Raw genomic sequence first — 23575 nt, 5'->3', positions numbered from 1 at the left:
ATGGGCGATCGGGCAATCAGGCGGTTGCGCGGGTGCTCACCTCCCGGTGGCTGACCAGCTCGACCGCCTGGCGCAGGGCCTCGATGAGGCTGCGTTCATCGGCAATGCCTTTGCCGGCGATGTCGAAGGCCGTGCCGTGGTCGACCGAGGTGCGGATCACCGGCAGGCCGATGGTGACGTTGACGCCGGCTTCCAGGCCCATGACCTTGACGGGCCCGTGGCCCTGGTCGTGGTACATGGCCACCACGGCGTCGAAGTCACCGCGGCCGGCGCGGAAGAACAGCGTGTCGGCCGGCAGCGGGCCTTCGACCCGCCAGCCGCGCTGGCGCAGCTGGTCGATCGCCGGCTGGATCTTCGAAGCCTCCTCGCCATAGCCGAACAGGCCGTTCTCACCGGCATGGGGGTTGATGCCGCAGACGGCGATCAGGGGGTCTTCGATGCCGGCGCGCAGCAAGGTCTGGTGGGCGCGCTCGATGGTGCGGCGCACCAACCCCGGTTCTATCCTGGCGATGGCGTCGATGATGCCGATGTGGGTGGTGACGTGGATGACCCGCAGGTTCGGGGTCATCAGCATCATCGAAACTTCTTCGGTGCCGGTGAGGTGGGCCAGCAGTTCGGTATGGCCGGGGAACACATGGCCACCGGCATGCAGCGCCTCCTTGTTCAGCGGCGCGGTGCAGATCGCTTGCAACTCACCGGCCTTGGCCAGTTCCACGGTGCGGGCGATGTAGCGATAGGCCGCGTCACCGGCGATGGCCGAGAGCTGGCCGAAGGGCAGGTCTTGCGGGATCAGGCCCAGATCGATGCAATCGATGGTGCCGGGCTGGTAGCGCGCCTGGGCCGGCTCATCGATGGCGCGCACCTGCAGGTCGGCACCGACCAGGCGTGCAGCGCGTTGCAGGCGTGCGGCATCGCCGATGACCAAGGGCTTGCAGAGGGTGTGCACAGCGGCATGGGCCAGGGACTTGACGATGATTTCGGGGCCTACGCCAGCGGCGTCGCCCATGGTGATGCCGATTACGGGACGTTCAGACATGTGGGCATTCCTGCGGCAGGGGGGCGGAAACTTCGGTGAGGTATCGCCAGGTGGCGACCAGTGCGTCGGGGTCGCCGAAGGCGCCCGCCTTGGTCACCACCGTCAAAGTGCGGCCTTGCACGCGGGCCTCGGCGTGGACCAAGCCAGGTGCGGGCTCACCGCGCAGCGACAGCTGCTCGATACCTGCCTGAGCGAGCAGGGCGCGGGCGGTTTCGCCGCCCGTGGCGATCAGCGTGCCGGCGTGCTGCAAGGCGGGCTGCAGGCAGCTGGCGAGGGTCTCGCTCAATTGCCGAGCGTGCTGCGTGGGGCGCTGCCCCTGGTGCAGGCGCACCACCACAGGGCGCCCGTCAGCCAGCAACCGGGCCAACGCCTGCGAGCATTCGGCGCGTTCATCTGCGCGCTCGGGGTCCAGCAGCCAGAGGGGATCGAATTGCACGGACTCGGCAGCGCTGATTGCAGCCAGGCGCTCTGCCTGGTCATGGGAATGGGAGGCCATCGAGCCGACCACGGCAAGCAGCGGCATCTGCGCTTGGCCGCATGGCTCGACAGACTGCGGTTCGATCCAGCGCGCCAATGCCTTGGCCAGCCCCGCCGAGCCCACCCAATAGAGACGCTCATGCAGATCCGCACTGGCGGCGGCCAGCAGGTCCAGGTCCTCATCGGCCTCTGCATCGCAAACGAGGGCGTCCAGCTTGCCCGCCAGCGCCTGCATGATCCGCTGCCTCAGTGTGTTCGGCCGGGCGTAGGTTTCGCGGTCGAGCAACGCGCAGCGCAGGCCTTGAGCTTGCAGCGCCGCGCAAATGTCCGACCCCCCTCGCAGGCCCTCGTTACGCCAGGTTTCACTGTGCTCGACGGGCACGCCATCGAGGTGTTGAATGCCCTTGCGCGTGGTGCGGCCCAAGGCCGGGTATGCCGGTGCCACCAATGCCATGCCGCGAGGAGCCAGCGCCGCGATTTCGGCGGAATAATGCCCGCGCAAGGTCGAATCGATCTTCTTGTACAGGGGCAGTCGAGCGACTGCCGGGTTGCCCAGCAAGTGCCGATGGGCGTCTGCCGCGGCCTGCATCGGCCTGTGGCGACTGTCGATATCCAGCGCCAGCACGGGCGTTTGCGGCAACTGCGCCGGGATGTTCAGCAGGACCTCGCAGCGCGCCTGCCCGCGCAAGCCTGCCGCGCAATCGGCAGCGCCGGTCAGGTCGTCGGCGACGATCAGCAGGCGCTTCATGGCAGCAGGCGGCGGTACACCGCCTCGATATCGGCCAGCGACATGGCTTTCGGGTTGTTGACCATCAACCGGGTGACCTTGCTGGCGGCGATGGCCAGTTGCGCCACATGGCGGTCATCGACGCCGAAGGCGCGCAGGTCCTGGGGAATCTGCAGGCGACGGGTCCAATCGACGATCTGCGCCACCAGCTGGCTGGCCGCCTGTTCCGCGCTGTCCTCCTGCCTGGCAATGCCACAGACGCAGGCCGCGCGCTTGAGCCGTTCGGCGCAGGCGTCCTGATTGAACAGCATGACGTGGGGCAGCAGCATGGCGTTGGCCACCCCATGGGTCACGTGGAATTGCCCACCCAGCGGATAGGCCAGGGCGTGCACGGCGGCGGTGCCTGCGGCCGTCAGGGCCAGGCCGCCATACATCGAGCCCAGCAGCATGTCGGCACGGGCCTGCACTGACTCGGGCTGTTCGTAGGACTGCACCAGGCTGCCGGCGATCAGGCGCATGGATTCCAGGGCGAAGCCGTCACTGACCGGGTTGGCCTTGGTGGAGATAAACGACTCGAGGGCGTGGGTGAAGGCGTCCATGCCCGTGGCGGCCGTGATCGACCTGGGCAGGCTGAGGGTCAGCAACGGATCGAGCAGGACCAGGCTGGGCAGCAGGTGGCGGCTGACCACGCCCACCTTCAGCGCCTCGTCCGGCAGGGTGACGATGGCGTTGGGGGTCACTTCCGAGCCGGTGCCGGCGGTGGTCGGCACCAGCACGGTGGCGATGCCTGCGCGGGGCACCTTGTCGATGCCGAGCATGTCGCGAAGCGGCACATCGTTGGTCAGCAGCACCGAGAACAGCTTGGCGGCGTCCAGCACGCTGCCGCCGCCGATGGCCAGCAGGGCATCCGGGGCATGGGGCGCCACCTGTTGGTGGAACACCCGCTCGATGTTGTCCAGCGTCGGCTCGATTTCCACCTCATCGACCACGTGCACGGCGATGCCCGCGGCCTCGAGCCTGTCGCTCACGCGCTGGGTAACACCCAGCCGGTGCATGGCGTCCTGGGTCACCAGTACCAGGCGCTTGACCTGGGTATCGAGCAGGGCCAGGCGTTCAGGCAGCTCATCCAGGCTGCCCGCGCCGTGTACCAGATGCTTGACGGTTTGGAAGTGGTAGCTCATCGACTCTCTCCGGGATCAGGCGTGGTAGACCGACAGGATGCTGGCCAGGCGCTCCGCGTTGGCGGGCTCCAGCGGCAGAATGGGCGAGCGGCAGGGCCCGACGGGCAGGTTGAGCAGGCTGGTGGCCTGCTTGAGCACCACCGGCAGGGTGCCCAGGGCAAAGGCATCGCGCAGCGGGCGCAGGTGCTCCTGGGCGGCGCGTGCGCCAGCGTGGTCGCCTGCCTGGAAGCGGTTCCAGATTTCCATCACCACCTGCGGGACGGCGTTCGCAGTGGCGGCCACGGCGCCGTCGCCCCCGGCCAACAGGTTCCAGTAGATGAGCGAATCGGTACCGGCGAACACGGCGAAATCATCGCTGCGGTAGTTCATCATCTGCACCAGGCTGTCGAAGTTGCCGGCACTGTCCTTGATGCCTTTGATCATCGGGTGCTGGCTCAGCGTGGCGACGGCCTTGATGCCGATGCTCATGCCGGTCTTGGCGGGGATGTTGTAGAGCATGACCGGCAGGCTCGAGGCTTCGGCGATGATTTCGTAGTGTCGAATCAGCTCGCGTTCGCTCACGGCGTTGAAATAGGGGGTGATGACCGACAGCCCGTCGACGCCGACGTCGGCCATGCGCTTGTTCATCTCCACCACTTCATGGGTGGAAAAGGCGCCGGTCCCTGCGATCACCGGCACCCGTCCGCCTGCGGCGTCGACCACCAACGCGGCGATGCGCAGTTTCTCTTCCTGGGAAAGGGCGAAGAATTCACCGTTGGTGCCGAGGGCGAACAGGGCGTGGACGCCATGGCCAAGCAGGTTTTCGACCAGGTTGCGCAGGGCGTTTTCGTCGACCTGCTGATCGGCGGTGAAGGGCGTGAGGAGGGCTGGAACGATCCCTTTGAATTTCATCGAGGGCGTCTCTTTGTGGTTTTTGTGGGAACGATACTGGCAGTGGTGATTGAATCAATCAAGAAATTTCTATAAGTGATTGCAGTAATCACTGCGTGGTGTGCGCTTGATCCCAGTTTTGGCCCGCTGAAGGAACGCCAATGGAAGAGCAGGAAGAGAGGTTTGATCTAGGAAGGAAAATGATTGGTTCAATCATTTTGTGCGCGCCGCCGACGTTGGCGGTGGGTGGCTGAAGCCAGCCTGATTTTTTCCAGCCCAGGGGACCAGGGTGGGGCGCGCAGGAAGGTCTCGCCAGCGGCGCGCTTGCGCCGCCACCTGGCGTTACAGCGGGGTCAGCGTATTCATCACCGTGTGCAGCGCCACGCGGGTGTCATCCAGTTGCACCAGCGACGCGTGCCGTGCGGCGAGGGCATCACGGTTCTGGATGGCGGTGAGAATAGCCTTGTGTCGAGGCAGGCTCAGGCACTGGATGTCCGGGTCGGGTCGACGGTTGGTGATGTTGATCGACTCGCGCAAAGGCAGCGACAGCATTTCGCACATGTAGGCGAGCAGGTCGTTGTGCGTGGCTTCGGCAATGGCGCGGTGGAAGTCCAGGTCGGCCTGCAGGAGGTCTTCGTGGTTGGTCGCGGTTTCCATGCCCCGGTAGGCTTTTTCGATGCTGGCAATGTCTTCGTCGGTGGCGGTGACCGCCGTCATTGCCGCGATTTCCGGCTCGAGAATGCGCCGCACCCCGGACAAGGTGTCGAAAAACTTGCTGTGGGGCGTGGACTGCATCAGCCAGGCCAGCACGTCCGGGTCGAGCAGGTGCCACTTGGACCGCGACCGCACCACCGCGCCTACCCGGGGCTTGGAGTACACCAGGCCCTTGGCGCTGAGCACGCGGGTAGCCTCACGCAGCACCGAGCGGCTGACCTTGTATTCTTCGCACAGGGTGGATTCCATGGGCAGTCTTTCTTCAGGCTTGAAGCGACCGGAAACGATCGACATGCCCAGGTCCTGAACGATCTGGGCATGCATGCTTTTACGCGGCTTGGGCGGCTGTTGATCCATGAAGAAGCGCGGCTCTGGTCAAATGGGCGGCATTATACTACCCCAATCAATGGGAATGCCGGGGGACTTCAGCCCCTCGGCAGCCGACCAGGAAGTCGAAGTCGCAACCTTGGTCGGCCTGCAGCACGTGATCGGTGTAGAGCTGGCGGTAGCCGCCGGCAAGCAATGGCTGTGGCGCTTGCAGGTCGGCCATGCGTGCGGCCAGTTCGGCATCCGCAATGTCCAGGTGCAGGCGGCCGTTGGCGCAATCGAGCTCGATCCAGTCACCTTCCTGCACCGCTGCCAGCGGCCCGCCGGCTGCGGCTTCCGGCGCCACATGCAGGACCACGGTGCCATAGGCCGTACCGCTCATGCGTGCGTCGGAAATGCGCACCATGTCGGTCACGCCCTGGGCCAGCAGCTTGGCCGGCAGGCCCATGTTGCCGACCTCGGCCATGCCCGGATAGCCCTTGGGGCCGCAGTTCTTCATGACCAGGATCGAGCTGGCGTCGACCTCCAGTTGCGGGTCGTTGATGCGTGCCTTGTACATGTCGAAGTTCTCGAACACCACGGCGCGCCCGCGGTGCTGCATCAGCTCGGGCGTGGCGGCGGACGGCTTGAGCACGGCGCCCGAGGGCGCCAGGTTGCCGCGCAGCACGCAGATTCCGCCATCGGCGCGCAGCGGGTTGTCGAGCTTGCGGATCACCTGGTCTTCGCCGTAGATCGGCGCCTCCCGGGTGTTCTCGCCGATGGACTTGCCATTGACCGTCAAGGCGTTGGGGTGCGGAATCAGACCGGCCTCACCCAGGCGACGCAACACCGCAGGCAGGCCGCCTGCGTAGTAGAACTCCTCCATCAGGAAGCGCCCGGAAGGCTGCAGGTCGACGATGGTCGGCATGCCGCGCCCTATGCGGGTCCAGTCGTCCAGGTCCAGCGCGACGCCGATGCGCCCGGCAATGGCTTTGAGGTGGATCACCGCGTTGGTCGAACCGCCGATGGCCGCGTTGACCCGGATCGCATTCTCGAAGGCTTCCCGGGTGAGGATCTTCGACAGCCGCAGGTCTTCGCGGACCATCTCCACCGCGCGCATGCCGGACATGTGCGCCAGCACGTAGCGCCGCGCATCCACCGCCGGAATGGCCGCATTGTGGGGCAGGGAAGTGCCAAGCGCCTCCGCCATGCAGGCCATGGTCGAGGCGGTGCCCATGGTATTGCAGGTGCCAGCGGAACGGGACATGCCGCCCTCGGCGGCGAGGAAGTCATCGAGGCTGATGGTGCCGGCCTTGACCTGCTCGCTGAGCTGCCAGACCACGGTGCCCGAACCGATGTCCTTGCCCTTGTGCTTGCCATTGAGCATTGGCCCGCCGGTCACGACGATGGCCGGCACATCGCAACTGGCGGCACCCATCAGCAAGGCCGGGGTGGTCTTGTCGCAACCGGTCAGCAGCACCACGCCATCGATCGGGTTGCCACGGATTGCCTCTTCAACGTCCATGCTCGCCAGGTTGCGGGTGAGCATGGCCGTGGGGCGCAGGTTGGATTCACCGTTGGAGAACACCGGGAACTCCACCGGGAAGCCACCGGCCTCGATCACCCCGCGTTTGACATGTTCGGCAATCTGGCGGAAATGCGCGTTGCACGGGGTCAGCTCCGACCAGGTGTTGCAGATGCCGATGATGGGCTTGCCGTGGAACTGATGGTCGGCGATGCCCTGGTTTTTCATCCAGCTGCGGTACATGAAACCGTTCTTGTCGGCGGTGCCGAACCATTGGGCGGAGCGCAGGGCGGGCTTTTTATCAGTCATGATCTGTTCTCTTATTGTAAGACTATAGTGTTCGCCGTGAGGCTTAACATAGGCCAAATAACCGAGTCTTGGAAGTGTTGCCGGCTAAATAGTACTACTATATAGTCGTTGTCGCAGTTGCCTTGCCGTCTGTTCAAGCCCGTTTTCAGGAGAAAGCCATGCGTTTGGTTCAGTTCGAGTTGAGTGGCGGCGACCGCCGCGTCGGAGTGGTCGAGGGTGCCCTGGTGCGGGAGGTGCAGGCGGCGCGTACCGTTCGCGACCTGGCGCTGGCGTCGATCGAGGCGGGCGTCAAGCTCGAACAGCAGGTAGACGCCCTGGGCCTGGGCGCCAGCCACGACTATGCAGAGCTGTTGGCCACGCTGCGCATCCTGCCGCCACTGGACCATCCGGATCCTGCCCACCTGCTGGTCAGTGGCACCGGCCTGACCCACCTGGGCAGCGCTTCGGCGCGGGACAAGATGCATCAGCAGGCGGGCGACGAAGCGGCAATGACCGACACCATGCGCATCTTCAAGTGGGGCGTGGAGGGCGGCAAGCCGGCGGCCGGCCAGGCGGGCGTGCAGCCGGAATGGTTCTACAAGGGCGACGGCAGCATCGTCGTGCGCCCGGGGCAGCCATTCCCGCTGCCGCCGTTCGCCGAAGACGCCGGGGAAGAGCCCGAGCTCGCCGGCCTCTATGTGATCGGCCCCGACGGCAAGCCTTATCGCCTGGGTTTTGCCGTCGGCAACGAATTCTCCGACCATGTGATCGAGCGCAAGAACTACCTGTACCTGGCGCATTCCAAATTGCGCAGCTGCAGCTATGGCCCGGAGCTTCGGGTCGGTGACCTGCCGCAGCATCTGGCCGGTAGCAGCCGTATCCTCCGTGATGGCAAAGTGCTGTGGCAGAATGAGTTCCTCAGCGGCGAAGCCAACATGTGCCACAGCCTGGCGAACCTTGAATACCACCACTTCAAGTACCGCCAGTTCCAGCGCCCCGGGGACGTGCACATCCACTTCTTCGGTACGGCCACGCTGTCCTTCGCCGACGGCATTCGCACCCGGCCGGGCGATGTGTTCGAGATCAGCCAGGCGGAGTTCGGCGCACCCTTGATCAACGGTATCGCCCCCGCGGAAGCTGTATTCGAGCCGGGTGCAGTGGGCACACTCTAGGGCACTGAGCATCGAACCACTGTCACGCGGGCCTGAGAACATCAACAGCAAGGAGGCTTCATGTCGTGCATCGCTGTCACCCCGCATCGCGCGCAGTTGGGCGAAGGCCCGTTCTGGGACGCCGCCACGCAGGCCCTGTACTGGGTCGACATCGCCGGCAGACAGGCGCTGCGCCTGATGGGCAGGCAATTACAGGTGTGGCAGCTGCCCGAGCACGTCTCGGCATTCATTCCCTGTGCAAGCGGCGATGCGCTGGTGACGCTGAGCAGTGGTGTCTATCGGCTGGACCTGGCCAGCGAAGCCCTGACCCTGTTGTGCGTGGCCGACCCGCAACCGGGCAACCGCGGCAACGAAGCGCGCTGCGATGCCCGCGGCCGCCTCTGGCTGGGCACCATGCAGAACAACCTTGGCGAACAGGGTGAAGAGCTGCCGGTCAGCCGCCGCAGCGGCGGCCTGTTTCGCATCGACGCCACCGGCCAGGTCACCCCGCTGCTGCACGGCCTGGGCATTCCCAATACCTTGCTGTGGAGCGAGGACGGCAGCCAGCTGTATTTTGCCGACAGCCTGGACGGCACGCTGTATCGGCACCGGATCGATCCGGGCGACAGGCTCTCTTCTGCGCAGGCCTGGTTCGGGCCCCATGAGCGGGGTGTGCCGGACGGCTCGGCCATGGACAGCCAAGGCTTTGTCTGGAACGCCCGTTGGGACGGCAGCTGCCTGCTGCGGCTGGCACCGGACGGCAGCATCGACCGCATCATCGAATTGCCCGTCAGCCGGCCCACCAGTTGCGTCTTCGGTGGGCCGGACCTGACCACCCTGTATATCACCAGTGCCGCCAGCCCAGCGGGCCATCCCCTGGACGGCGCGCTGCTGGCCATCGAACTGGACGTGGCCGGCACACCCTGTCACCGCTTCGCCGGTTAACCGCAGCACTCAAAACAAAAACAAGGAGTCACCCGTATGAATCGTCATCGAGGTATCCGTTCGTTGTGCGCCGCCGTGGCGGTCTCGGCCATGAGCCTGAGCGGCTTGTCGCTGGCCGCCGACACTGTGAAGATCGGTTTCCTGGTCAAGCAGGCCGAAGAACCCTGGTTCCAGACCGAATGGGCCTTTGCCGAAAAGGCCGGCAAGGAACACGGTTTCGAGGTGATCAAGATCGCCGTGCCGGACGGCGAGAAAACCTTGTCGGCCATCGACAGCCTGGCCGCCAACGGCGCGAAGGGTTTCGTCATCTGCCCGCCGGACGTGTCCCTGGGCCCGGCCATCGTCGCCAAGGCCAAGGTCAACGACCTGAAGGTGATCGCCGTGGATGACCGCTTTGTCGATGCCAAGGGCAAGTTCATGGAAGACGTGCCGTACCTGGGCATGGCCGCGTTCGAAGTGGGCCAGAAGCAGGGCGCCGCCATGGCTGACGAAGCGAAGAAGCGCCAATGGGACTGGAACGACACCTATGCGGTGATCACCACCTTCAATGAACTGGATACCGGCAAGCAGCGTACCGACGGCTCGATCAAATCCCTGGAGGCGGCCGGCCTGCCCAAGGAGCATATCCTTGTCGCCCCCCTCAAGACCCTGGACGTGCCAGGCAGCATGGACGCCACCAATTCGGCCCTGGTCAAGCTGCCCGGCGGGGCGAAGAACCTGATCATCGGCGGCATGAACGACAACACCGTGCTCGGCGGCGTGCGCGCCACCGAAAGTGCCGGCTTTGCCGCTGCCAATGTCATCGGTATCGGCATCAATGGCACCGATGCCATCGGCGAGCTGAAGAAGGCCGACAGCGGTTTCTTCGGTTCGATGCTGCCCAGCCCGCACCTCGAGGGCTACAACACGGCACTGATGATGTACGAGTGGGTCACCAAGGGTACCGAGCCGCCGAAGTATACCGGGATGGAGCAGGTGACCCTGATCACCCGCGACAACTTCAAGCAGGAACTGGAAAAGATCGGCCTGTGGAAATAAGGCGGCTCGCTTCCCTTGACGGCACCGGTGACGGTGCCGCCTGACCGGTATGAAGAGGTGGTCATGCACGCACAACGGAACGTACAACAGCACAAGGCCGGGGCCAGTCTGCGGTTTGACGGCATCAGCAAGAGCTTCCCCGGCGTCAAGGCGCTGGACGGCATCAGTTTCACCGCCCACCCGGGGCAGGTCCACGCCCTGATGGGCGAAAACGGCGCCGGCAAATCCACCCTCCTGAAGATTCTCGGCGGCGCCTACATCCCCACCCGCGGCACCTTGCAGATCGGTGGGCAGACAATGGCCTTCAGGTGCGCCTCCGACAGCCTCGACTGCGGCGTCGCGGTGATTCACCAGGAACTGCACCTGGTGCCGGAAATGAGCGTCGCGGAAAACCTGTTCCTCGGGCATCTGCCGTCGCGCTTTGGCGTGGTCAACCGGCGCCTGCTGCGCCAGCAGGCGCTGGAATGCCTCAAGGGCCTGGCCGACGAGATCGACCCGGAGGCAAAGCTTGGCCGCCTGTCCCTGGGCCAGCGGCAACTGGTGGAAATCGCCAAGGCGCTGTCCCATGGTGCCCATGTGATTGCCTTCGACGAACCCACCAGCAGCCTTTCCGCCCGCGAGATCGATCGGCTGATGGCGATCATCGCGCGCCTGCGCGACGAGGGCAAAGTGGTGCTGTACGTGTCCCACCGCATGGAAGAGGTGTTTCGCATCTGCGACGCGGTGACGGTGTTCAAGGACGGTCGCTACGTGCGCACCTTCGAGGACATGAGCGCCTTGACCCATGACACCCTGGTGACCTGCATGGTCGGGCGCAATATCCAGGACATCTATGACTACCGCCCGCGCCAGCACGGCGAGGTTGCGCTCAAGGCTGAAGGCCTGCTTGGCCCCGGCCTGCGCGAACCGGTCAGCTTCCAGGTGCACAAGGGCGAGGTGCTGGGCCTGTTCGGGCTGGTCGGCGCCGGGCGTACCGAGTTGTTCCGCCTGTTGAGCGGCCTGGAGCGGGCCAGCGCCGGGCAGCTGGAGCTCTGCGGCCAGCCCCTGCAACTGCGCTCACCCCGTGATGCCATCGCCGCCGGCGTGCTGCTGTGCCCGGAGGACCGCAAGAAGGAGGGCATCATTCCGTTGGCCAGCGTGGCTGAAAACATCAACATCAGCGCCCGTGGCAGCCATTCCAGGTTTGGCTGGCTGTTGCAGGGGAACTGGGAAACGGGCAATGCCGACCGGCAGATCAAGGCCATGCGGGTCAAGACCCCGAACCCTGCGCAGAAGATCAAGTTCCTGTCCGGTGGCAATCAGCAGAAGGCCATTCTCGGCCGCTGGCTGTCGATGCCGATGAAAGTCCTGCTGCTGGACGAACCGACCCGGGGCATCGATATCGGCGCCAAGGCCGAGATCTATCAGATCATCCATAACCTGGCGGCCGAGGGCATCGCGGTGATCGTGGTGTCGAGCGACCTGATGGAAGTGATGGGCATTTCCGACCGCATCCTGGTGCTGTGCGAAGGCGCAATGAGCGGCGAACACACCCGCGAACATGCCACCGAATCCAACTTGCTGCAGCTGGCCTTGCCGCGCGGCCTGGCGAACTGAGAGAAGACCATGAGTACTCAAAACGACGCTTTGCCGACCACCGCCAAACCCCTGGACCTGCGCGCGCTGCTCGACAACTGGGCGATGCCGCTGGTGGCGGTCGGCATCTTCGTGCTGTGCGCGATGCTGATCGACAACTTCCTTTCACCCCTGAACATGCGCGGGCTGGGCCTGGCGATTTCCACCGTGGGCATCGCCGCGTGCACCATGCTGTTCTGCCTGGCGTCCGGGCACTTCGACTTGTCGGTGGGCTCGGTGATTGCCTGTGCCGGCGTGGTGGCGGCGATCGTGATGCGCGATACCGAAAGCGTCCTGCTGGGTGTCGGCGCGGCGCTGCTGATGGGCCTGGTTGTGGGGCTGATCAACGGCATCGTCATCGCCAGGCTGCGGGTCAACGCGTTGATCACCACCTTGGCGACCATGCAGATCGTGCGCGGCCTGGCCTACATCTTTGCCGATGGCAAGGCGGTCGGTGTGTCGCAGGATCAGTTCTTTTCCCTGGGCAACGGCCAGTTGTTCGGCGTGCCGGTGCCGATCCTGATCACCATCCTGTGCTTCCTGTTCTTCGGCTGGCTGCTCAACTACACCACCTACGGGCGCAACACCATGGCCATCGGCGGCAACCCGGAAGCGGCGTTGCTGGCGGGGGTGAATGTCGACCGCACCAAGGTGCTGATCTTTGCCGTGCATGGCCTGATCGGCGCTTTGGCGGGGGTGATCCTGGCGTCGCGCATGACCTCCGGCCAACCGATGATCGGCCAGGGGTTCGAGCTCACGGTGATTTCCGCATGCGTGCTGGGCGGGGTGTCGTTGAGCGGCGGCATCGGCATGATCCGCCATGTGATCGCCGGGGTGTTGATCCTGGCAATCATCGAGAATGCGATGAACCTGAAGAACATCGACACCTTCTACCAGTACGTGATTCGCGGTTCGATCCTGTTGCTGGCCGTGGTCATCGACCGCATGAAGCAACGTTGATCAAGCCGGCCGAGCCTGCGATGGCGGTGCTTTCAGGCCACCGTCATCGCAGCTTGGTCGACGCTCTGCAGCAACCTGCGATCAGTCGGCGGAGAACTTCAAGAAGGTGTGTTGGGTGTAGGTCTGCCCTGGGTTCAGGCGGGTCGAGGCAAAGCCGGGCTGGTTCGGTGCATCCGGAAAGTGCTGAGTCTCCAGGGTAAAACCACCCCAATGCGGGTAAGCCTTGCCAGCCTTGCCCTTGACTGAGCCATCAAGGAAGTTGCTGGTATAGAACTGCACGCCCGGTTCGCTGGTGTAGAGCTGCAAGCGCCGACCGGACTGCGGGTCATGCACTTCGGCGGCGAGTTGCTTGAGTTCGCCCTTGCCATCGAGCGCCCAGTTGAAGTCGAACCCGCCTTGTTTCGGCTCGGCGAATTTGAGCTGTGGATGATCGTCGCTGATGTGCTGGCCGATCGGCGTCGGTTTCAGGAAGTCCATCGGCGTGCCCTTGACGGGGGCCAGTTCGCCCGTCGGGATCAAGGTCGCGTTGACCGGCGTGTAATGGCTGGCATGCAAGGTGGCGACTTGCTTGAGTATGTCGCCGTTACCCGCGCCGGCGAGGTTGAAGTAGCTGTGGTTGGTGAGGTTGACCAGCGTGGGCTTGTCGGTGCTGGCCTTGTAGTCGATGTGCAGTTCGTTCTGCTCGTTCAGGCTATAGGTGACCTCGGTCTTCAGGTTGCCGGGAAAGCCCATTTCGCCGTCCCTGGACAGGTAGGTGAGGGTGACGCCGACCCAGTCCGTGCCCTTGACCGGCCTGGCTTGCCAGACCTGCTTGTCGAAGCCTCGGGCGCCGCCATGCAGCGAATTGGGGCCGTCATTGAGCGGCACCTGGTAGCGCTTGCCATCGAGTTCGAAGGTGCCGCCGGCCAGGCGGTTGCCGAAACGGCCGATGGTCGCGCCGAAAAACGCGGTACCGCCCTGGTAGCCCTGGACGTCGTCGAAGCCCAGCACCACATCCTCAACCTTGCCATGCCGGTCTGGCACCATCAGCGACTGCAGCACGCCGCCATAGGTGATCACCGTGGCTTGCATGCCCTGGCTGTTGCGCAAGATGTACTGATCGACCACGGTGCCGTCATTGGTTTGCCCGAACGCCTTGTGCTCGGTGCTGAGCCCTGCGGCCTGGGCGCAGCCGGTGGCAATCATCACGGGGATGGCCAGGCCCGAAAGCAGGTAGAGAGATCGCTTCATCATCGCCTTCCTTTTGTTATTTTGAGTGAAATAGTTCTACTAATGTGCGATATTTTGCCGGTGACACAGCGCATGTATAGCTTCTGACGCCAATTCTGCAAAATAAAATAAGACTATTTGAATGAGGCCTTGAGCAATGACCGACCACACCCCGAACGCCGTCTACCCCGACCTCGAAGGTAAAACCGTACTGATTTCAGGAGGCGCCTCCGGGATCGGCGAATTCATGGTGCGGGCGTTCGCCGCGCAAGGTGCCAGGGTCGGCTTCGTCGACCGTGCGCAACGCCAGGGCGAACGCCTGGAGACGCTTCTGCGCAGCCAGGGGCACAGCGTCGAGTTCGTCCATTGCGACATCACCGATGACCTCGACTACAGGGCCGCCATCGGGGGCTTCGAGCAATCCCTGGGGCCGATCACGGTGCTGGTGAACAACGCGGCCAATGACCTGCGCCACAGCCTCGAAGAGGTGGATTCGGAGACCTTCGACAGGCTGATCGCGGTCAACCTGAAACACGCGTTCTTCGCTGCCAAGGCCGTGGTACCGATGATGACGCGCGCGGGTGGGGGCTCGATCATCAACCTGGGATCTGTGGGCTGGATGATGGCCTCTGCCGGCTACCCGGTGTACGCAGCCAGCAAAGCCGCCGCCCACGGCATGACCCGGGCGCTGGCGCGGGAGCTGGGGCCGCAGCATATTCGGGTCAATACCCTGGTGCCGGGTTGGGTGATGACGGAAAAGCAGCTGGCGATGTGGGTCGACGATGCCGCCAAGGAGCTGATCAGCCGCAGCCAGTGCCTGCCGGGCAGCGTGATGCCGGAACATATCGCCGACATGGCGCTGTTCCTGGCGTCGGATGCCTCGAGGATGTGTTCGGCGCAGAACTTCATCGTCGACGGTGGCTGGGTCTAGGTGCCCGGTGGTTCCAGGCCTTGTTTTTGCAGTTTAAAGTGGCCGGTGTCATTGAACCGGGCTGCTGACAACAACGCTAACAACAAGGTACCGACGGTTGAAACTTCACCAACTCAGGGCGCTGGTCGCCATTCATCAGGCAGGAAGCATTCTCGAGGCCTCCAAGACCCTGCACATTACCCAGCCGGCGTTGAGCCGCTCGATCAAGGAGCTGGAACGCGAGCTGGGGTTTGCGCTGTTGCAGCGCTCGCACAAGGGCATGGCGCTGACCGAGGATGGCAAACGGGTGATCCGCCACGCCAACCTTGTGGTGGAAAGCATTCGCCGCCTGCAGATCGAGGCCGCGAGCATTCAGGACGCGGCGCTGGGTGCGGTGTCCATCGGGGTCACGTCGCTGACGGCGATGCTCAACGGTGTCGACGAAAGCATCCTGGCATTCCGGCGCAAATACCCGCGGGTGAAAATCACCATCACCGACCTGCGGCCCAGCCAGATCCTGCAACGCCTGCGCGATGGCAGCCTGGATTTCGCCATCACCTCGCAGCAGCCGCTGAGCCGCCTGAACCTGGATTGGGAGGCACTGGGCAGCATCAAGGGCAGGGTGATCTGCCATGCGTCCAACCAGCAGAAGTTTTCCCACTCGTTGCGCTCGCTGCAGTATGCCAACTGGATCAGCCTGGACGAGCTTGCCGACCAGGCGTCGCAGTTTCATCAGCTGTTCGAGGTCAACGGCCTGCAGGTGCCGCAGAACACTGTCGAATGCACCTCCATCATGATGGCGCTCAAGTTGCTGAAGAACACCGAGTCGCTGATGACCATCAGTGAACTGGCCGTGGACGAGGTGTTCACCATTGGCTTCAATCCCGAATTCGTTGCCATGACAGTGCAGGAGCTGATTCCGGATTACCCGGTCAACCTGGTCTGCATCGACCGCCACAGCCTCACGGCACCCGCCCAGGAGCTGTTCCACAGCTTGCGCGGGCGGGTGCTGAAGCGGTCGCAGCCGGCCCAGTCAGAAGTGGTAGTACATGCCTAGGGAAACGTTACTGGGGTTGTCGCCGGCCTGTTCCAACGGGGTGCCGGCGTAGGTGACCGACGACGCGCGCTGGTTCGCGATCATCCCGAGCCGGCCATAAACGGCCCACTGCGGGGTGAGGAAGTGGTCATAGCCGATCATCACGCCCAGCGCGTCTTTGTCGCGGGCGGTGACGGTGCGCTGCATCACCGCCAGCCGTACCACGTCGCGTTCGCCGGCAGGCGCCATCAGGCCGAAGGTGTACAGCGTGGTGCTGGGCGTGCCCGCCTGATCCACCTCCTGGCGCTGCCAGGTCAGGCTGGTGGCCAACGGGCCGAAATCGTAGAACGCCGACAGGCTCTTGAAATGGTTGGCAGTCTGTCGCGTTGACCCGCCATCGTCCCACGGGTCGCTGTAGTACAGGTTGTAGGATGCCAGCAGCATCACCCGGCTGTTGCGATATTGCAGCCTGGCGCCGCCGCCTCTCACGGTGCGCCCTTGGCTTGCGGCATCATCGAAACCGAAGCTCATGGCGGCCCCGAGGCTGAACCCATTCAGGCTCGGGCTGCTGTAGGCCAGCGTGTGCTTGGGGCGCAGGTCCAGGTAATACGCGCCTTTGCCGGCGGCGGGTATGGCCAGGTAGGTATAGGGCGAGCCGTAGGTGGCCAGGAACGGGTCGGCGTAGGTGGGCGTACTCATGCCGTAGGTCTTGCCGAACTCCAGTTTGCCCAACGTGCGCGAGCGCAGGGCGAGCGTGGCCAGGCGCAGGGTGCCGATGCTGTCCCAGGTGCCGTCCAGCGCCGTGCCGTTAAGGTTGAAGCCTTCTTCCACGTCGACTTCCAGGGCCGTGTCCGGGCTCAGCTCTTTTCGCCCGTACAGCCCGAGTTTGTTGGTCCAGGCACCGCCGCCGGCCAGCCTGAAACCTGAGTGGTGCTGCGAGTCGTGATAGCTGGCGAACGCATCGACGCTGCCGTAGACCTTCAGCTTGTCATCGAAGCCAGAGTCGACCCCGTAGTAACCGAAACCTGCAGAAATCCTGTTGAGGGTAGGGAAACCCTCGGCTTGTGCCTGCGCGGCAAGACAAGCCCCATGGCACATCAACAGCAACGATGCAGTGCGAGTGTTCATTCACGACTCCAGGCCAGCACGGTGATGGGGTAGCGCTAGCGTCGGTGAACAGCGGGTGTCAGCGTGATTGCTTATTCGGCCATGCCATGCCGTTTGGTTAAGCATGCTCGGGCGCGGCCCTGTGCGCGCCGCGTCGGTCCGTTTCAGAGCGGTTGCGCAATGGCAGCGAGGCGGGTGCCGGACGGGGTTGGGGGGGCGGTACGTGCGCGGTGACGGGGCAGGCCGGCGACAACGGGCAATCTGCGCGCCATCTCAGGGCGATTCGGCCAGCGTCGACAGGTGTCGATTAACCATTGGTTAAGCGCATGCCGAACGCGCAAGTGTGTTGATCGTTCGATTGGCTGATAGTCACTGCACGCCGTGATTTGCCATCGGAGATAACAATGACCAGACCGCTCCCCGCCCCGACAGCCATGCACACGGGCCCTGAGCCTGCTGTGCAGGCATCCTCCTCGCGAAAGACCTTGATTGCCTGTTCGTTGGGCAATGCGCTGGAAATGTACGACTTCACCATCTACAGCTTCTTCGCTGTATTGATCGGTCGGCATTTCTTCCCCTCCGATTCGCCGATGGCCTCGTTGCTGATGTCGCTGGCCACCTTCGGCGTGGGCTTCCTGATGCGCCCGGTGGGCGCGATGGTGATCGGGCTTTATGCCGACAGGCGAGGGCGCAAGGCGGCATTGAGCCTGACCATCGGCTTGATGACCCTGGGCACCGCGTTGATCGCTTTCGCGCCGACGTATTCGCAGGTCGGCATCTTCGCGACGGCGATGCTGGTGGCCGGGCGGCTGATCCAGGGCTTGTCGGCCGGGGGCGAGATTGGAACGGCGGCGGTATTCCTGATGGAGTCGAGCACGCCCGGCAAGCGCTGCCATAGCGTCAGCTGGCAGGCCGCCAGCCAAGGCTATGCCGCATTGGTGGGGGCGGGGTTCGGTCTTGCGCTCAGCCAGGCGCTCGATGCGCACGCCCTTGAAAGCTGGGGGTGGCGCATACCCTTCATCTTCGGGCTGCTGATCGGCCCGGTCGGCTTGTACATTCGCAACCGCCTGCCAGAAACCCATGACGCCGCACGCGCCCCGCAGGGTGCACAGGGCATGGATGGCGAACTGCTCAGGCGCATCGCCCTGGGCATCGGCCTGATGGCCAGCTCGACCATTGGCATGTACCTGTTCGTGTTCTACATGCCCACCTACCTGACCACCGCGCTGCATTACCCGTCTGGCAGCGCCATGGCCATCGCCTGTATCAGCAGCGGCTGCATGGCGATCATCTGCCCACTGGCGGGCAAGTTTGCCGACAAGTACCAACTGCGAAAACGCTTGCTGGTGTGGACCATTGCCGCACCGGTGCTGCTCACCCTGCCGATGTTCTACCTGCTCGGGCAGGTCGAGCACATGGGCCTGGCGATGATGTGCGTCGCCGCGCTGATCCTGCCCACCTGCATCGGCGCCGGCGCCTACTTCGCATTGATCATGGAGGGCTTCCCGAAAGCCCGGCGATCGTTTGGCACCTCGGTCAGCTACAGCCTGGGCGTGACGATCTTCGGGGGCTTCTCACCCCTGGTCGCCACTTGGCTGATCGCCGCGCTGGGCACCCCGATGGCGCCGGCTTATTACCTGCTGGCCGGAGGTGTTGTCAGCCTGGCTTGCCTCAAGTACTTCCCGGAAAACAAAGGATGCGAATGACATGGGCACTTTTCAAGGCAATCAACCGCAACATCAGGCGCAAGCGCTGGACACGTTCATCGAAATCCGTCGGCAGATCCACGCGGCGCCGGAACTGGGCGGCGACACGCCCGAGACGGCCAGGCTGGTAGCCGAGCAGCTGCAGGCCTGGGGCTATGAAGTCCATCGCAATGTCGGTGGGCATGGCGTGGTCGGGGTGTTGAAAGTGGGCGACAGCCCGCGCAGCATTGGCCTGCGCGCCGACATGGACGCCTTGCCCATGAGCGAGAAAAACCCGTTCGCGCATGCCAGCAAGATCCCCGGCCGGATGCATGCCTGTGGGCATGACGGGCATACCGCGATCCTGCTGGCGGCGGCTTCGCAACTGGCCGCGACGAAACGCTTCAATGGCACCCTGAACGTGATTTTCCAGCCTGACGAAGAGGGCCTGGCCGGCGCCAAGGCCATGATCGACGACGGCCTGTTCGAACGCTTCCCGTGTGACTCGGTGTACGCGCTGCACAACATGCCAGGCCTGCCGGTGGGCGCGTGCGTGGTGCAGTCCGGGCCGACCATGGCGTCGTCCCTGCGCGTCAGCATCCGCATCACGGGCAAGGGTGGGCACGGGGCGATGCCGGAGCTTTCGGTGGACCCGATTTCGGCGTTGAACAGCCTGATCAGTGGCATCCAGACCATCAAGTCGCGCAACCTGAGTGTCGAGGAATACGCGGTCATCAGCATCGGCATGATACAGAGCGGTTCGGTCTACAACATCATTCCGGATGAAGCCAGCATGCTGTTGAGCGTGCGCACCGACACCGCTGAAACCCAAGCCAAGATCCAGCGCCGCCTCGAGGCCTTGGTCACGGGGCATGAGGCAAGCTTCGGGGTACAGATCGAGTTGCAGTACACGCCGCTGGCTCCCGCGTTGATCAACACTGACGAAGAGAGCGAGCAGTTGCGCGAAAGCCTGCGCCCGCTGTTCGGCGAAGGCATGTTGCTGAACAGGATGCCCCGCAAGATCATGGGTACCGAAGATTTTGCCTACATGCTGCAGCAGCGGCCGGGCTGCTACTTCATCCTGGGCAACGGAACTGGCGAGTTCCATGGTTGCTCGGTGCACAACCCGCACTACGACTTCAATGATGCGCTGGTGAAAATCGGCTCTGAATGTTGGGTGAAATGGGTCCAGGACTGTCTCTGCTGACGTACCTTCATAGGGGGGCGAAGCAGGCGAGCCGCTGATCAAGCAGGCCATCGAGGCCGTGCGCCAGGCGGCTACGTCTCCAGCATGCTGGCCGGCGTTCAGCCAGGCCAGTTCTCCAGGACGCGCCTGCGCACCTCTTCCGGATAGCCCTGTGCGAACGAGGCGTGCAGATGGCGCTGGCTTTGCAGCGTATCGAATACCACCTTGGCGCCCTTGCCGGCGAGGTATTCCTCCTCCTCGTAGCATTGCGGCAGGCGGATCACCCGCTGGTCGTCGAATACCGCACGACGCCCCACCGGATGGACGCGTGTCGACAGCACCCAGGCGACCTCGCGCAGGTTGGTGGGATCGAAGTCATCGTCCACGACGTAGACTTTCGGGATGAACACCATCGCATCGGTCTTGAACAGCACTTCGCCAATGCGCTGTGCCAGCGCCTGGCTGCTGAGTTCCGGCAACTGCTCGCGCCAATCCTGCGGCATGACCACGAGCAGCCAGTGCACCGTGGAGTCTTCCGGGATCCAGGCGGTCTTCACCGGCAACCCGGCCTCGCGCAGGTGGGTCAGCGCATCGGCGGCCAGGCCCATGGCCCAAAGGGTATGGGATTCGTCGGTCGGTCGGCCGGTCACCGACATCGGCCAGATCGGGTCATCGCGATGGGTGATGGTTTCGACGTGGAAGGTCGGTTGCGCGGACGAGCCGGCGCCCAGGTAACCACCGTACTCGCCGTAGGGCCCCTCCTGGCAGTCGCGGGTGATGGAGACATGGCCTTCGATGACGATTTCCGCGGTGGCTGGCACATCCAGGTCCACACTGACGGCTTTCACCACCGGCACCGGCGCGCCTGCCAGCGTACCGATGTAGTCCGCCTCGTCGGCGTGGGCCGGAATCGGGATGCCGGAAACACAGGAAATCGCCGGGGCCGGGCCCTGTACCAGGGCGTAGGGCATGGGCTCACCGCGCTGCACCCACTGGGTCCAGATCTGGCCGATATGCTGGCTCGGCACGATCAGGCCGACCATGCGCTTGCCATCCACCTTCATGACCCGGGCAATGGACCAGTTCACCCACTTGCCGTCGGGCGTCTTGACGATCAGCGTGCCCCAGGTGTTGGCATAACGGCCGCCATCCTGGTCGTGGGCATAGGGAATCGGAAAGCGGTCCAGGTTGGCGTCGTCGCCACGCAGGATGTTTTCGTGGCACCGGGCATCTGCGCTGGCCACCCGCACCGGCGGGATCCCAGGCTGCTGCCGGGCCGCCGCCAGTGCTTCGATGATCTGCGGCCCGGTGGATTGTGCGGCCAGCCCCAGTGACAGGGCCACCCGGGCATAGGGCATGTCGCGGCGCGAAGACAACGAGGCCGGTGCGCCGAACAGGCGAAACCCTGGTGCCACGCCGGCCACCTGATGGAACAGCGGCGCCGGCGACTGGATCTCGTAGCTGCGTCGGGTGATGGCGCTGGGTTCGAAATCGCAATCCACTTCCCGGCGCACGTGCATGATGTCGCCCAGGGCGTCCAGCGCCGCGATGTAGCTTCTCAGGTCGTCGTAATACGTCATGGCATTTTCCTCAAGACAGGGCTGCACCGCCCCAGGGGTTGCCCGGTAGGAGCGAGCAAGGCGGTTTCGGCCGATAACGGGCACCCCAAAAAGGATGATCAGGCTGGATGAATCATCACGCTGATGCGGCGACGCTCAATGAGCTTCCGAGCGCCGGGCGCCCCGGCAAGCTTGTCGAAGGTGACGGTGGTATCGGCATTTGTTGCCGGATTCGGTATGACTCGTATGACCTGATAACCCTGGCCTTCCTGCGCTTGCGGCTGGAGCTCGACCGTAGCGGTATCCGGGGTACTGGCAACCCAGGTTTCGCCGGGGGACACCTCAAGCCGGGCAGAGTAGGTGTCACCGGCCACGCTGTGGAAGGTGCAGCCATCGATGACCTGCGCTTCGGCAGGGCAATGGGCTGCCTTGGCGCCGGGACGCAATGGGTTTTCGATGGCGTAGGTGATGCCGGAAGTATCGGCGAATGCCGGCGTTCCGAGGGTGCTGGCCAGTACAGCGATAAAGAGTCTTACCCGCATTGCAGAGCTTCCTTGTATGCAAAACCAGAATGTATACAAACTGTATAATCGTTCTCGAGCAGGCGTCAACGTGTCCTTGCAATCGAACAATTTCACCAAGGTGCTTGACCGGGGAGAGCGATCGTTCTGCCTTGGATGCATGGAGAAGCCAATGACCGATACACGCGAAAAAATCCTGGCCACTGCCGAGCGACTTATTTACGAGAATGGGATTCACGCCACCGGCATGGACCTGTTGGTAAAGACCTCGGGCGTGGCACGTAAAAGTATCTATCGCTATTTTGCGAACAAAGAAGATGTCAGTTTTTCGTGCTGATAGAGGGCACGATAACCGTGGCCCGCGTCATGGATGATTTCAGCGCGCTCGATAGTGCAAGGGAAATCGCGCGTCGACCCTCTGCCCGTCGAGGGTGAACACGCCCGCTCCGCTGTCGGCGCCAGCGACCACGCGGCGGGCCCAGTCCAGTTCAGTTGCCGAAGGCAGTAGCGCCCGGCGGCAGGCACGCGGACGTTGCCTGAAGCAGCAACCGGCAAGAGTCGAGCACTGAGCTTTGTCGATGCGACGTAAGCGTCTGCTGAAGTCACCTTGCATAAACTGCGTGATCAAAGAGCGCCACAGCGAGCAATTCCAAGGGGGCAGTTGCTGTAGGAGGTTTGCTGCAGCACACTCAACTGCTCGCTTCTCCCAAAGGACTGAAATACATGAAGGATCAACCTAGCCCCATCCCTCTCGTTATCCTTGACGTTCAGGACGCCATAGATCGCCCGAACTGGGATGGAAAAAATAATCCTGGATATTTGGCCGTGATCCAACGGCTTCTCGCCCTCTGGCGGTCGAACGGCTGGCCAGTTCTTCACGTGAAGCATGATGAACGGACACCGACATCCAGCTATTACGCCTATGGGCCGTGGAATGGCATCAAGAACGACGTAGCCCCCATTGAGGGAGAAACCGTTATTATCAAGCAGGAAAACTGCGCATTCATCGGCACCGAACTGGACGCTATTCTTACCAAGATGCGAGTAAAACGTTTGGTGCTAACGGGGGTTGTCATTCATAACAGCATGGATGCTACTGTTCGTGCGGGAAAAGCACTCGGATACAACATCGTTCTTCCCTCAGACGCTACGACAGCTGTGCCAGTTGTCGGGCCGCATGGAAAGTCGTGGGATGCCACAACCGTACATGAACTGACCTTGGCAATACTCGGTGATGAATACGCCGATGTCATGTCGTCGGATGAAGTGGTTGCACAGCTCACACCGTGAAGTTTGAGGGTATCCACTGCTGTGGAAGCAGTAGATGTCTCCTCAAGCCCAGTCCCCCTGTACTGTACGTCTGCGCTAATCGAGTACTTTCACCGATGGGCAGCTACAAGGGATCATCCATCAGAACCCAATGAATCGGGCGTTATTGGAGACCCTCTACTGCAACGGTCTGCGGTGGCGATATCCCGACATCGTTGAGGCAGTTGTGTGCTCGGACATCAAGGGCGTCGTGCGGCTGAA

At 63.5% G+C, this 23575-nt stretch carries 20 protein-coding genes and 1 pseudogene; 11 read left to right on the top strand and 10 right to left on the bottom strand.

The window, feature by feature from the left end; translation table 11 throughout:
* Positions 1-16: 16 nt before the first annotated feature.
* The 6 genes from pdxA to ACIP21_RS14580 all read right to left on the bottom strand — a co-directional run bounded on the left by pdxA (position 17) and on the right by ACIP21_RS14580 (position 7145).
* On the bottom strand, positions 17-1036 hold the full coding sequence (gene pdxA / locus ACIP21_RS14605; protein WP_400688543.1) for a 4-hydroxythreonine-4-phosphate dehydrogenase PdxA: 1020 nt from the start codon (positions 1034-1036) through the stop codon (positions 17-19).
* On the bottom strand, positions 1029-2261 hold the full coding sequence (locus ACIP21_RS14600) for a four-carbon acid sugar kinase family protein (protein ID WP_400688541.1): 1233 nt from the start codon (positions 2259-2261) through the stop codon (positions 1029-1031). Before ACIP21_RS14600 ends, pdxA begins: the two co-directional genes overlap by 8 nt.
* The gene (locus tag ACIP21_RS14595; protein WP_400688539.1) at positions 2258-3421 is read right to left on the bottom strand and encodes an iron-containing alcohol dehydrogenase; all 1164 of its coding nucleotides are present in this window, start codon (positions 3419-3421) and stop codon (positions 2258-2260) included. Before ACIP21_RS14595 ends, ACIP21_RS14600 begins: the two co-directional genes overlap by 4 nt.
* 15 nt (positions 3422-3436) lie before the next feature.
* Positions 3437-4312 carry a 4-hydroxy-tetrahydrodipicolinate synthase gene (gene dapA / locus ACIP21_RS14590; protein WP_400688537.1) on the bottom strand — a complete coding sequence of 292 codons (876 nt, stop codon included), beginning with the start codon at positions 4310-4312 and terminating at the stop codon, positions 3437-3439.
* A 321-nt stretch (positions 4313-4633) separates the two neighbouring features.
* The gene (locus tag ACIP21_RS14585; RefSeq protein WP_400688535.1) at positions 4634-5362 is read right to left on the bottom strand and encodes a FadR/GntR family transcriptional regulator; all 729 of its coding nucleotides are present in this window, start codon (positions 5360-5362) and stop codon (positions 4634-4636) included.
* 46 nt (positions 5363-5408) lie between these two features.
* On the bottom strand, positions 5409-7145 hold the full coding sequence (locus ACIP21_RS14580) for an IlvD/Edd family dehydratase (protein WP_400688534.1): 1737 nt from the start codon (positions 7143-7145) through the stop codon (positions 5409-5411).
* A gap of 158 nt (positions 7146-7303) precedes the next feature.
* Between ACIP21_RS14580 and araD1 the strand changes: the two genes are divergently transcribed.
* The 5 genes from araD1 (at position 7304) to araH (ending at position 12832) form a co-directional block, all read left to right on the top strand.
* A complete protein-coding gene (gene araD1, locus ACIP21_RS14575) occupies positions 7304-8296 on the top strand; it encodes an AraD1 family protein (protein ID WP_400688532.1) in 993 nt (330 codons plus the stop codon).
* Positions 8297-8356: 60 nt separating this feature from the next.
* The gene (locus ACIP21_RS14570) at positions 8357-9220 is read left to right on the top strand and encodes an SMP-30/gluconolactonase/LRE family protein (protein ID WP_400688530.1); all 864 of its coding nucleotides are present in this window, start codon (positions 8357-8359) and stop codon (positions 9218-9220) included.
* 36 nt (positions 9221-9256) lie between these two features.
* Positions 9257-10258, top strand: a complete 1002-nt coding sequence (locus ACIP21_RS14565; protein ID WP_400688529.1) for a substrate-binding domain-containing protein — start codon at positions 9257-9259, stop codon at positions 10256-10258.
* 63 nt (positions 10259-10321) lie between these two features.
* Entirely contained in the window at positions 10322-11854 is a 1533-nt protein-coding gene (araG, locus tag ACIP21_RS14560) for an L-arabinose ABC transporter ATP-binding protein AraG (RefSeq protein ID WP_400688527.1), read from the top strand.
* Positions 11855-11863: 9 nt separating this feature from the next.
* The gene (gene araH, locus ACIP21_RS14555; RefSeq protein ID WP_400688525.1) at positions 11864-12832 is read left to right on the top strand and encodes an L-arabinose ABC transporter permease AraH; all 969 of its coding nucleotides are present in this window, start codon (positions 11864-11866) and stop codon (positions 12830-12832) included.
* 81 nt (positions 12833-12913) lie between these two features.
* Here araH and ACIP21_RS14550 read toward each other — a convergent pair whose 3' ends face one another.
* On the bottom strand, positions 12914-14062 hold the full coding sequence (locus ACIP21_RS14550) for an aldose epimerase family protein (protein WP_400688523.1): 1149 nt from the start codon (positions 14060-14062) through the stop codon (positions 12914-12916).
* A 136-nt stretch (positions 14063-14198) separates the two neighbouring features.
* Between ACIP21_RS14550 and ACIP21_RS14545 the strand changes: the two genes are divergently transcribed.
* Entirely contained in the window at positions 14199-14972 is a 774-nt protein-coding gene (locus tag ACIP21_RS14545) for an SDR family NAD(P)-dependent oxidoreductase (protein WP_400688521.1), read from the top strand.
* A 97-nt stretch (positions 14973-15069) separates the two neighbouring features.
* Complete coding sequence (locus tag ACIP21_RS14540; protein ID WP_400688520.1) at positions 15070-16008, top strand: LysR family transcriptional regulator; 939 nt, start codon at positions 15070-15072, stop codon at positions 16006-16008.
* Here ACIP21_RS14540 and ACIP21_RS14535 read toward each other — a convergent pair.
* Positions 15985-17115, bottom strand: coding sequence for a porin (locus tag ACIP21_RS14535; RefSeq protein WP_400688518.1), 1131 nt, complete (start codon positions 17113-17115; stop codon positions 15985-15987). The two genes, ACIP21_RS14540 and ACIP21_RS14535, sit on opposite strands and share 24 nt — an antisense overlap.
* 383 nt (positions 17116-17498) lie before the next feature.
* Here ACIP21_RS14535 and ACIP21_RS14530 point away from each other — a divergent pair, with 383 nt between their 5' ends.
* Together ACIP21_RS14530 and ACIP21_RS14525 are read left to right on the top strand one after the other, a co-directional pair.
* Positions 17499-18800 (top strand): MFS transporter, encoded by a 1302-nt coding sequence (locus ACIP21_RS14530; RefSeq protein ID WP_400688517.1) that lies wholly within the window; start codon positions 17499-17501, stop codon positions 18798-18800.
* A gap of 1 nt (position 18801) precedes the next feature.
* Positions 18802-19986: a M20 aminoacylase family protein gene (locus ACIP21_RS14525; RefSeq protein ID WP_400688515.1), complete on the top strand. Its 1185-nt coding sequence runs from the start codon at positions 18802-18804 to the stop codon at positions 19984-19986.
* A gap of 98 nt (positions 19987-20084) precedes the next feature.
* Here ACIP21_RS14525 and ACIP21_RS14520 read toward each other — a convergent pair whose 3' ends face one another.
* Positions 20085-21545: a UbiD family decarboxylase gene (locus ACIP21_RS14520; protein ID WP_400688513.1), complete on the bottom strand. Its 1461-nt coding sequence runs from the start codon at positions 21543-21545 to the stop codon at positions 20085-20087.
* A 98-nt stretch (positions 21546-21643) separates the two neighbouring features.
* Positions 21644-22066, bottom strand: a complete 423-nt coding sequence (locus tag ACIP21_RS14515) for a hypothetical protein (protein WP_400688512.1) — start codon at positions 22064-22066, stop codon at positions 21644-21646.
* Between the two features lie 151 nt (positions 22067-22217).
* Between ACIP21_RS14515 and ACIP21_RS14510 the strand changes: the two are divergent.
* Both ACIP21_RS14510 and ACIP21_RS14505 read left to right on the top strand, forming a co-directional pair.
* Positions 22218-22370, top strand: a pseudogene (locus ACIP21_RS14510) (TetR/AcrR family transcriptional regulator); the annotation flags it as partial.
* A 398-nt stretch (positions 22371-22768) separates the two neighbouring features.
* Positions 22769-23335, top strand: a complete 567-nt coding sequence (locus ACIP21_RS14505; protein WP_400688510.1) for an isochorismatase family protein — start codon at positions 22769-22771, stop codon at positions 23333-23335.
* The last annotated feature ends 240 nt before the right edge of the window (positions 23336-23575 follow it).

The sequence above is a fragment of the Pseudomonas sp. NPDC089401 genome (genome assembly GCF_044749485.1).
Lineage (GTDB): Bacteria > Pseudomonadota > Gammaproteobacteria > Pseudomonadales > Pseudomonadaceae > Aquipseudomonas.
Note: the sequence above shows the minus strand (reverse complement) of the source record. Positions and strands in the feature narration are given on the sequence as shown.

What these genes read in the sequence shown, in the direction of transcription:
- pdxA (WP_400688543.1), bottom strand. Translation starts at nt 1,036, where the DNA reads ATGTCTGAACGTCCCGTAATCGGCATCACCATGGGCGACGCCGCTGGC.
- ACIP21_RS14505 (WP_400688510.1), top strand. Translation starts at nt 22,769, where the DNA reads ATGAAGGATCAACCTAGCCCCATCCCTCTCGTTATCCTTGACGTTCAG.
- ACIP21_RS14535 (WP_400688518.1), bottom strand. Translation starts at nt 17,115, where the DNA reads ATGAACACTCGCACTGCATCGTTGCTGTTGATGTGCCATGGGGCTTGT.
- ACIP21_RS14525 (WP_400688515.1), top strand. Translation starts at nt 18,802, where the DNA reads ATGGGCACTTTTCAAGGCAATCAACCGCAACATCAGGCGCAAGCGCTG.
- araD1 (WP_400688532.1), top strand. Translation starts at nt 7,304, where the DNA reads ATGCGTTTGGTTCAGTTCGAGTTGAGTGGCGGCGACCGCCGCGTCGGA.
- ACIP21_RS14530 (WP_400688517.1), top strand. Translation starts at nt 17,499, where the DNA reads ATGACCAGACCGCTCCCCGCCCCGACAGCCATGCACACGGGCCCTGAG.
- ACIP21_RS14600 (WP_400688541.1), bottom strand. Translation starts at nt 2,261, where the DNA reads ATGAAGCGCCTGCTGATCGTCGCCGACGACCTGACCGGCGCTGCCGAT.
- ACIP21_RS14520 (WP_400688513.1), bottom strand. Translation starts at nt 21,545, where the DNA reads ATGACGTATTACGACGACCTGAGAAGCTACATCGCGGCGCTGGACGCC.
- ACIP21_RS14550 (WP_400688523.1), bottom strand. Translation starts at nt 14,062, where the DNA reads ATGAAGCGATCTCTCTACCTGCTTTCGGGCCTGGCCATCCCCGTGATG.
- ACIP21_RS14595 (WP_400688539.1), bottom strand. Translation starts at nt 3,421, where the DNA reads ATGAGCTACCACTTCCAAACCGTCAAGCATCTGGTACACGGCGCGGGC.
- dapA (WP_400688537.1), bottom strand. Translation starts at nt 4,312, where the DNA reads ATGAAATTCAAAGGGATCGTTCCAGCCCTCCTCACGCCCTTCACCGCC.
- ACIP21_RS14570 (WP_400688530.1), top strand. Translation starts at nt 8,357, where the DNA reads ATGTCGTGCATCGCTGTCACCCCGCATCGCGCGCAGTTGGGCGAAGGC.
- ACIP21_RS14515 (WP_400688512.1), bottom strand. Translation starts at nt 22,066, where the DNA reads ATGCGGGTAAGACTCTTTATCGCTGTACTGGCCAGCACCCTCGGAACG.
- ACIP21_RS14580 (WP_400688534.1), bottom strand. Translation starts at nt 7,145, where the DNA reads ATGACTGATAAAAAGCCCGCCCTGCGCTCCGCCCAATGGTTCGGCACC.
- ACIP21_RS14585 (WP_400688535.1), bottom strand. Translation starts at nt 5,362, where the DNA reads ATGGATCAACAGCCGCCCAAGCCGCGTAAAAGCATGCATGCCCAGATC.
- araG (WP_400688527.1), top strand. Translation starts at nt 10,322, where the DNA reads ATGCACGCACAACGGAACGTACAACAGCACAAGGCCGGGGCCAGTCTG.
- ACIP21_RS14565 (WP_400688529.1), top strand. Translation starts at nt 9,257, where the DNA reads ATGAATCGTCATCGAGGTATCCGTTCGTTGTGCGCCGCCGTGGCGGTC.
- ACIP21_RS14545 (WP_400688521.1), top strand. Translation starts at nt 14,199, where the DNA reads ATGACCGACCACACCCCGAACGCCGTCTACCCCGACCTCGAAGGTAAA.
- araH (WP_400688525.1), top strand. Translation starts at nt 11,864, where the DNA reads ATGAGTACTCAAAACGACGCTTTGCCGACCACCGCCAAACCCCTGGAC.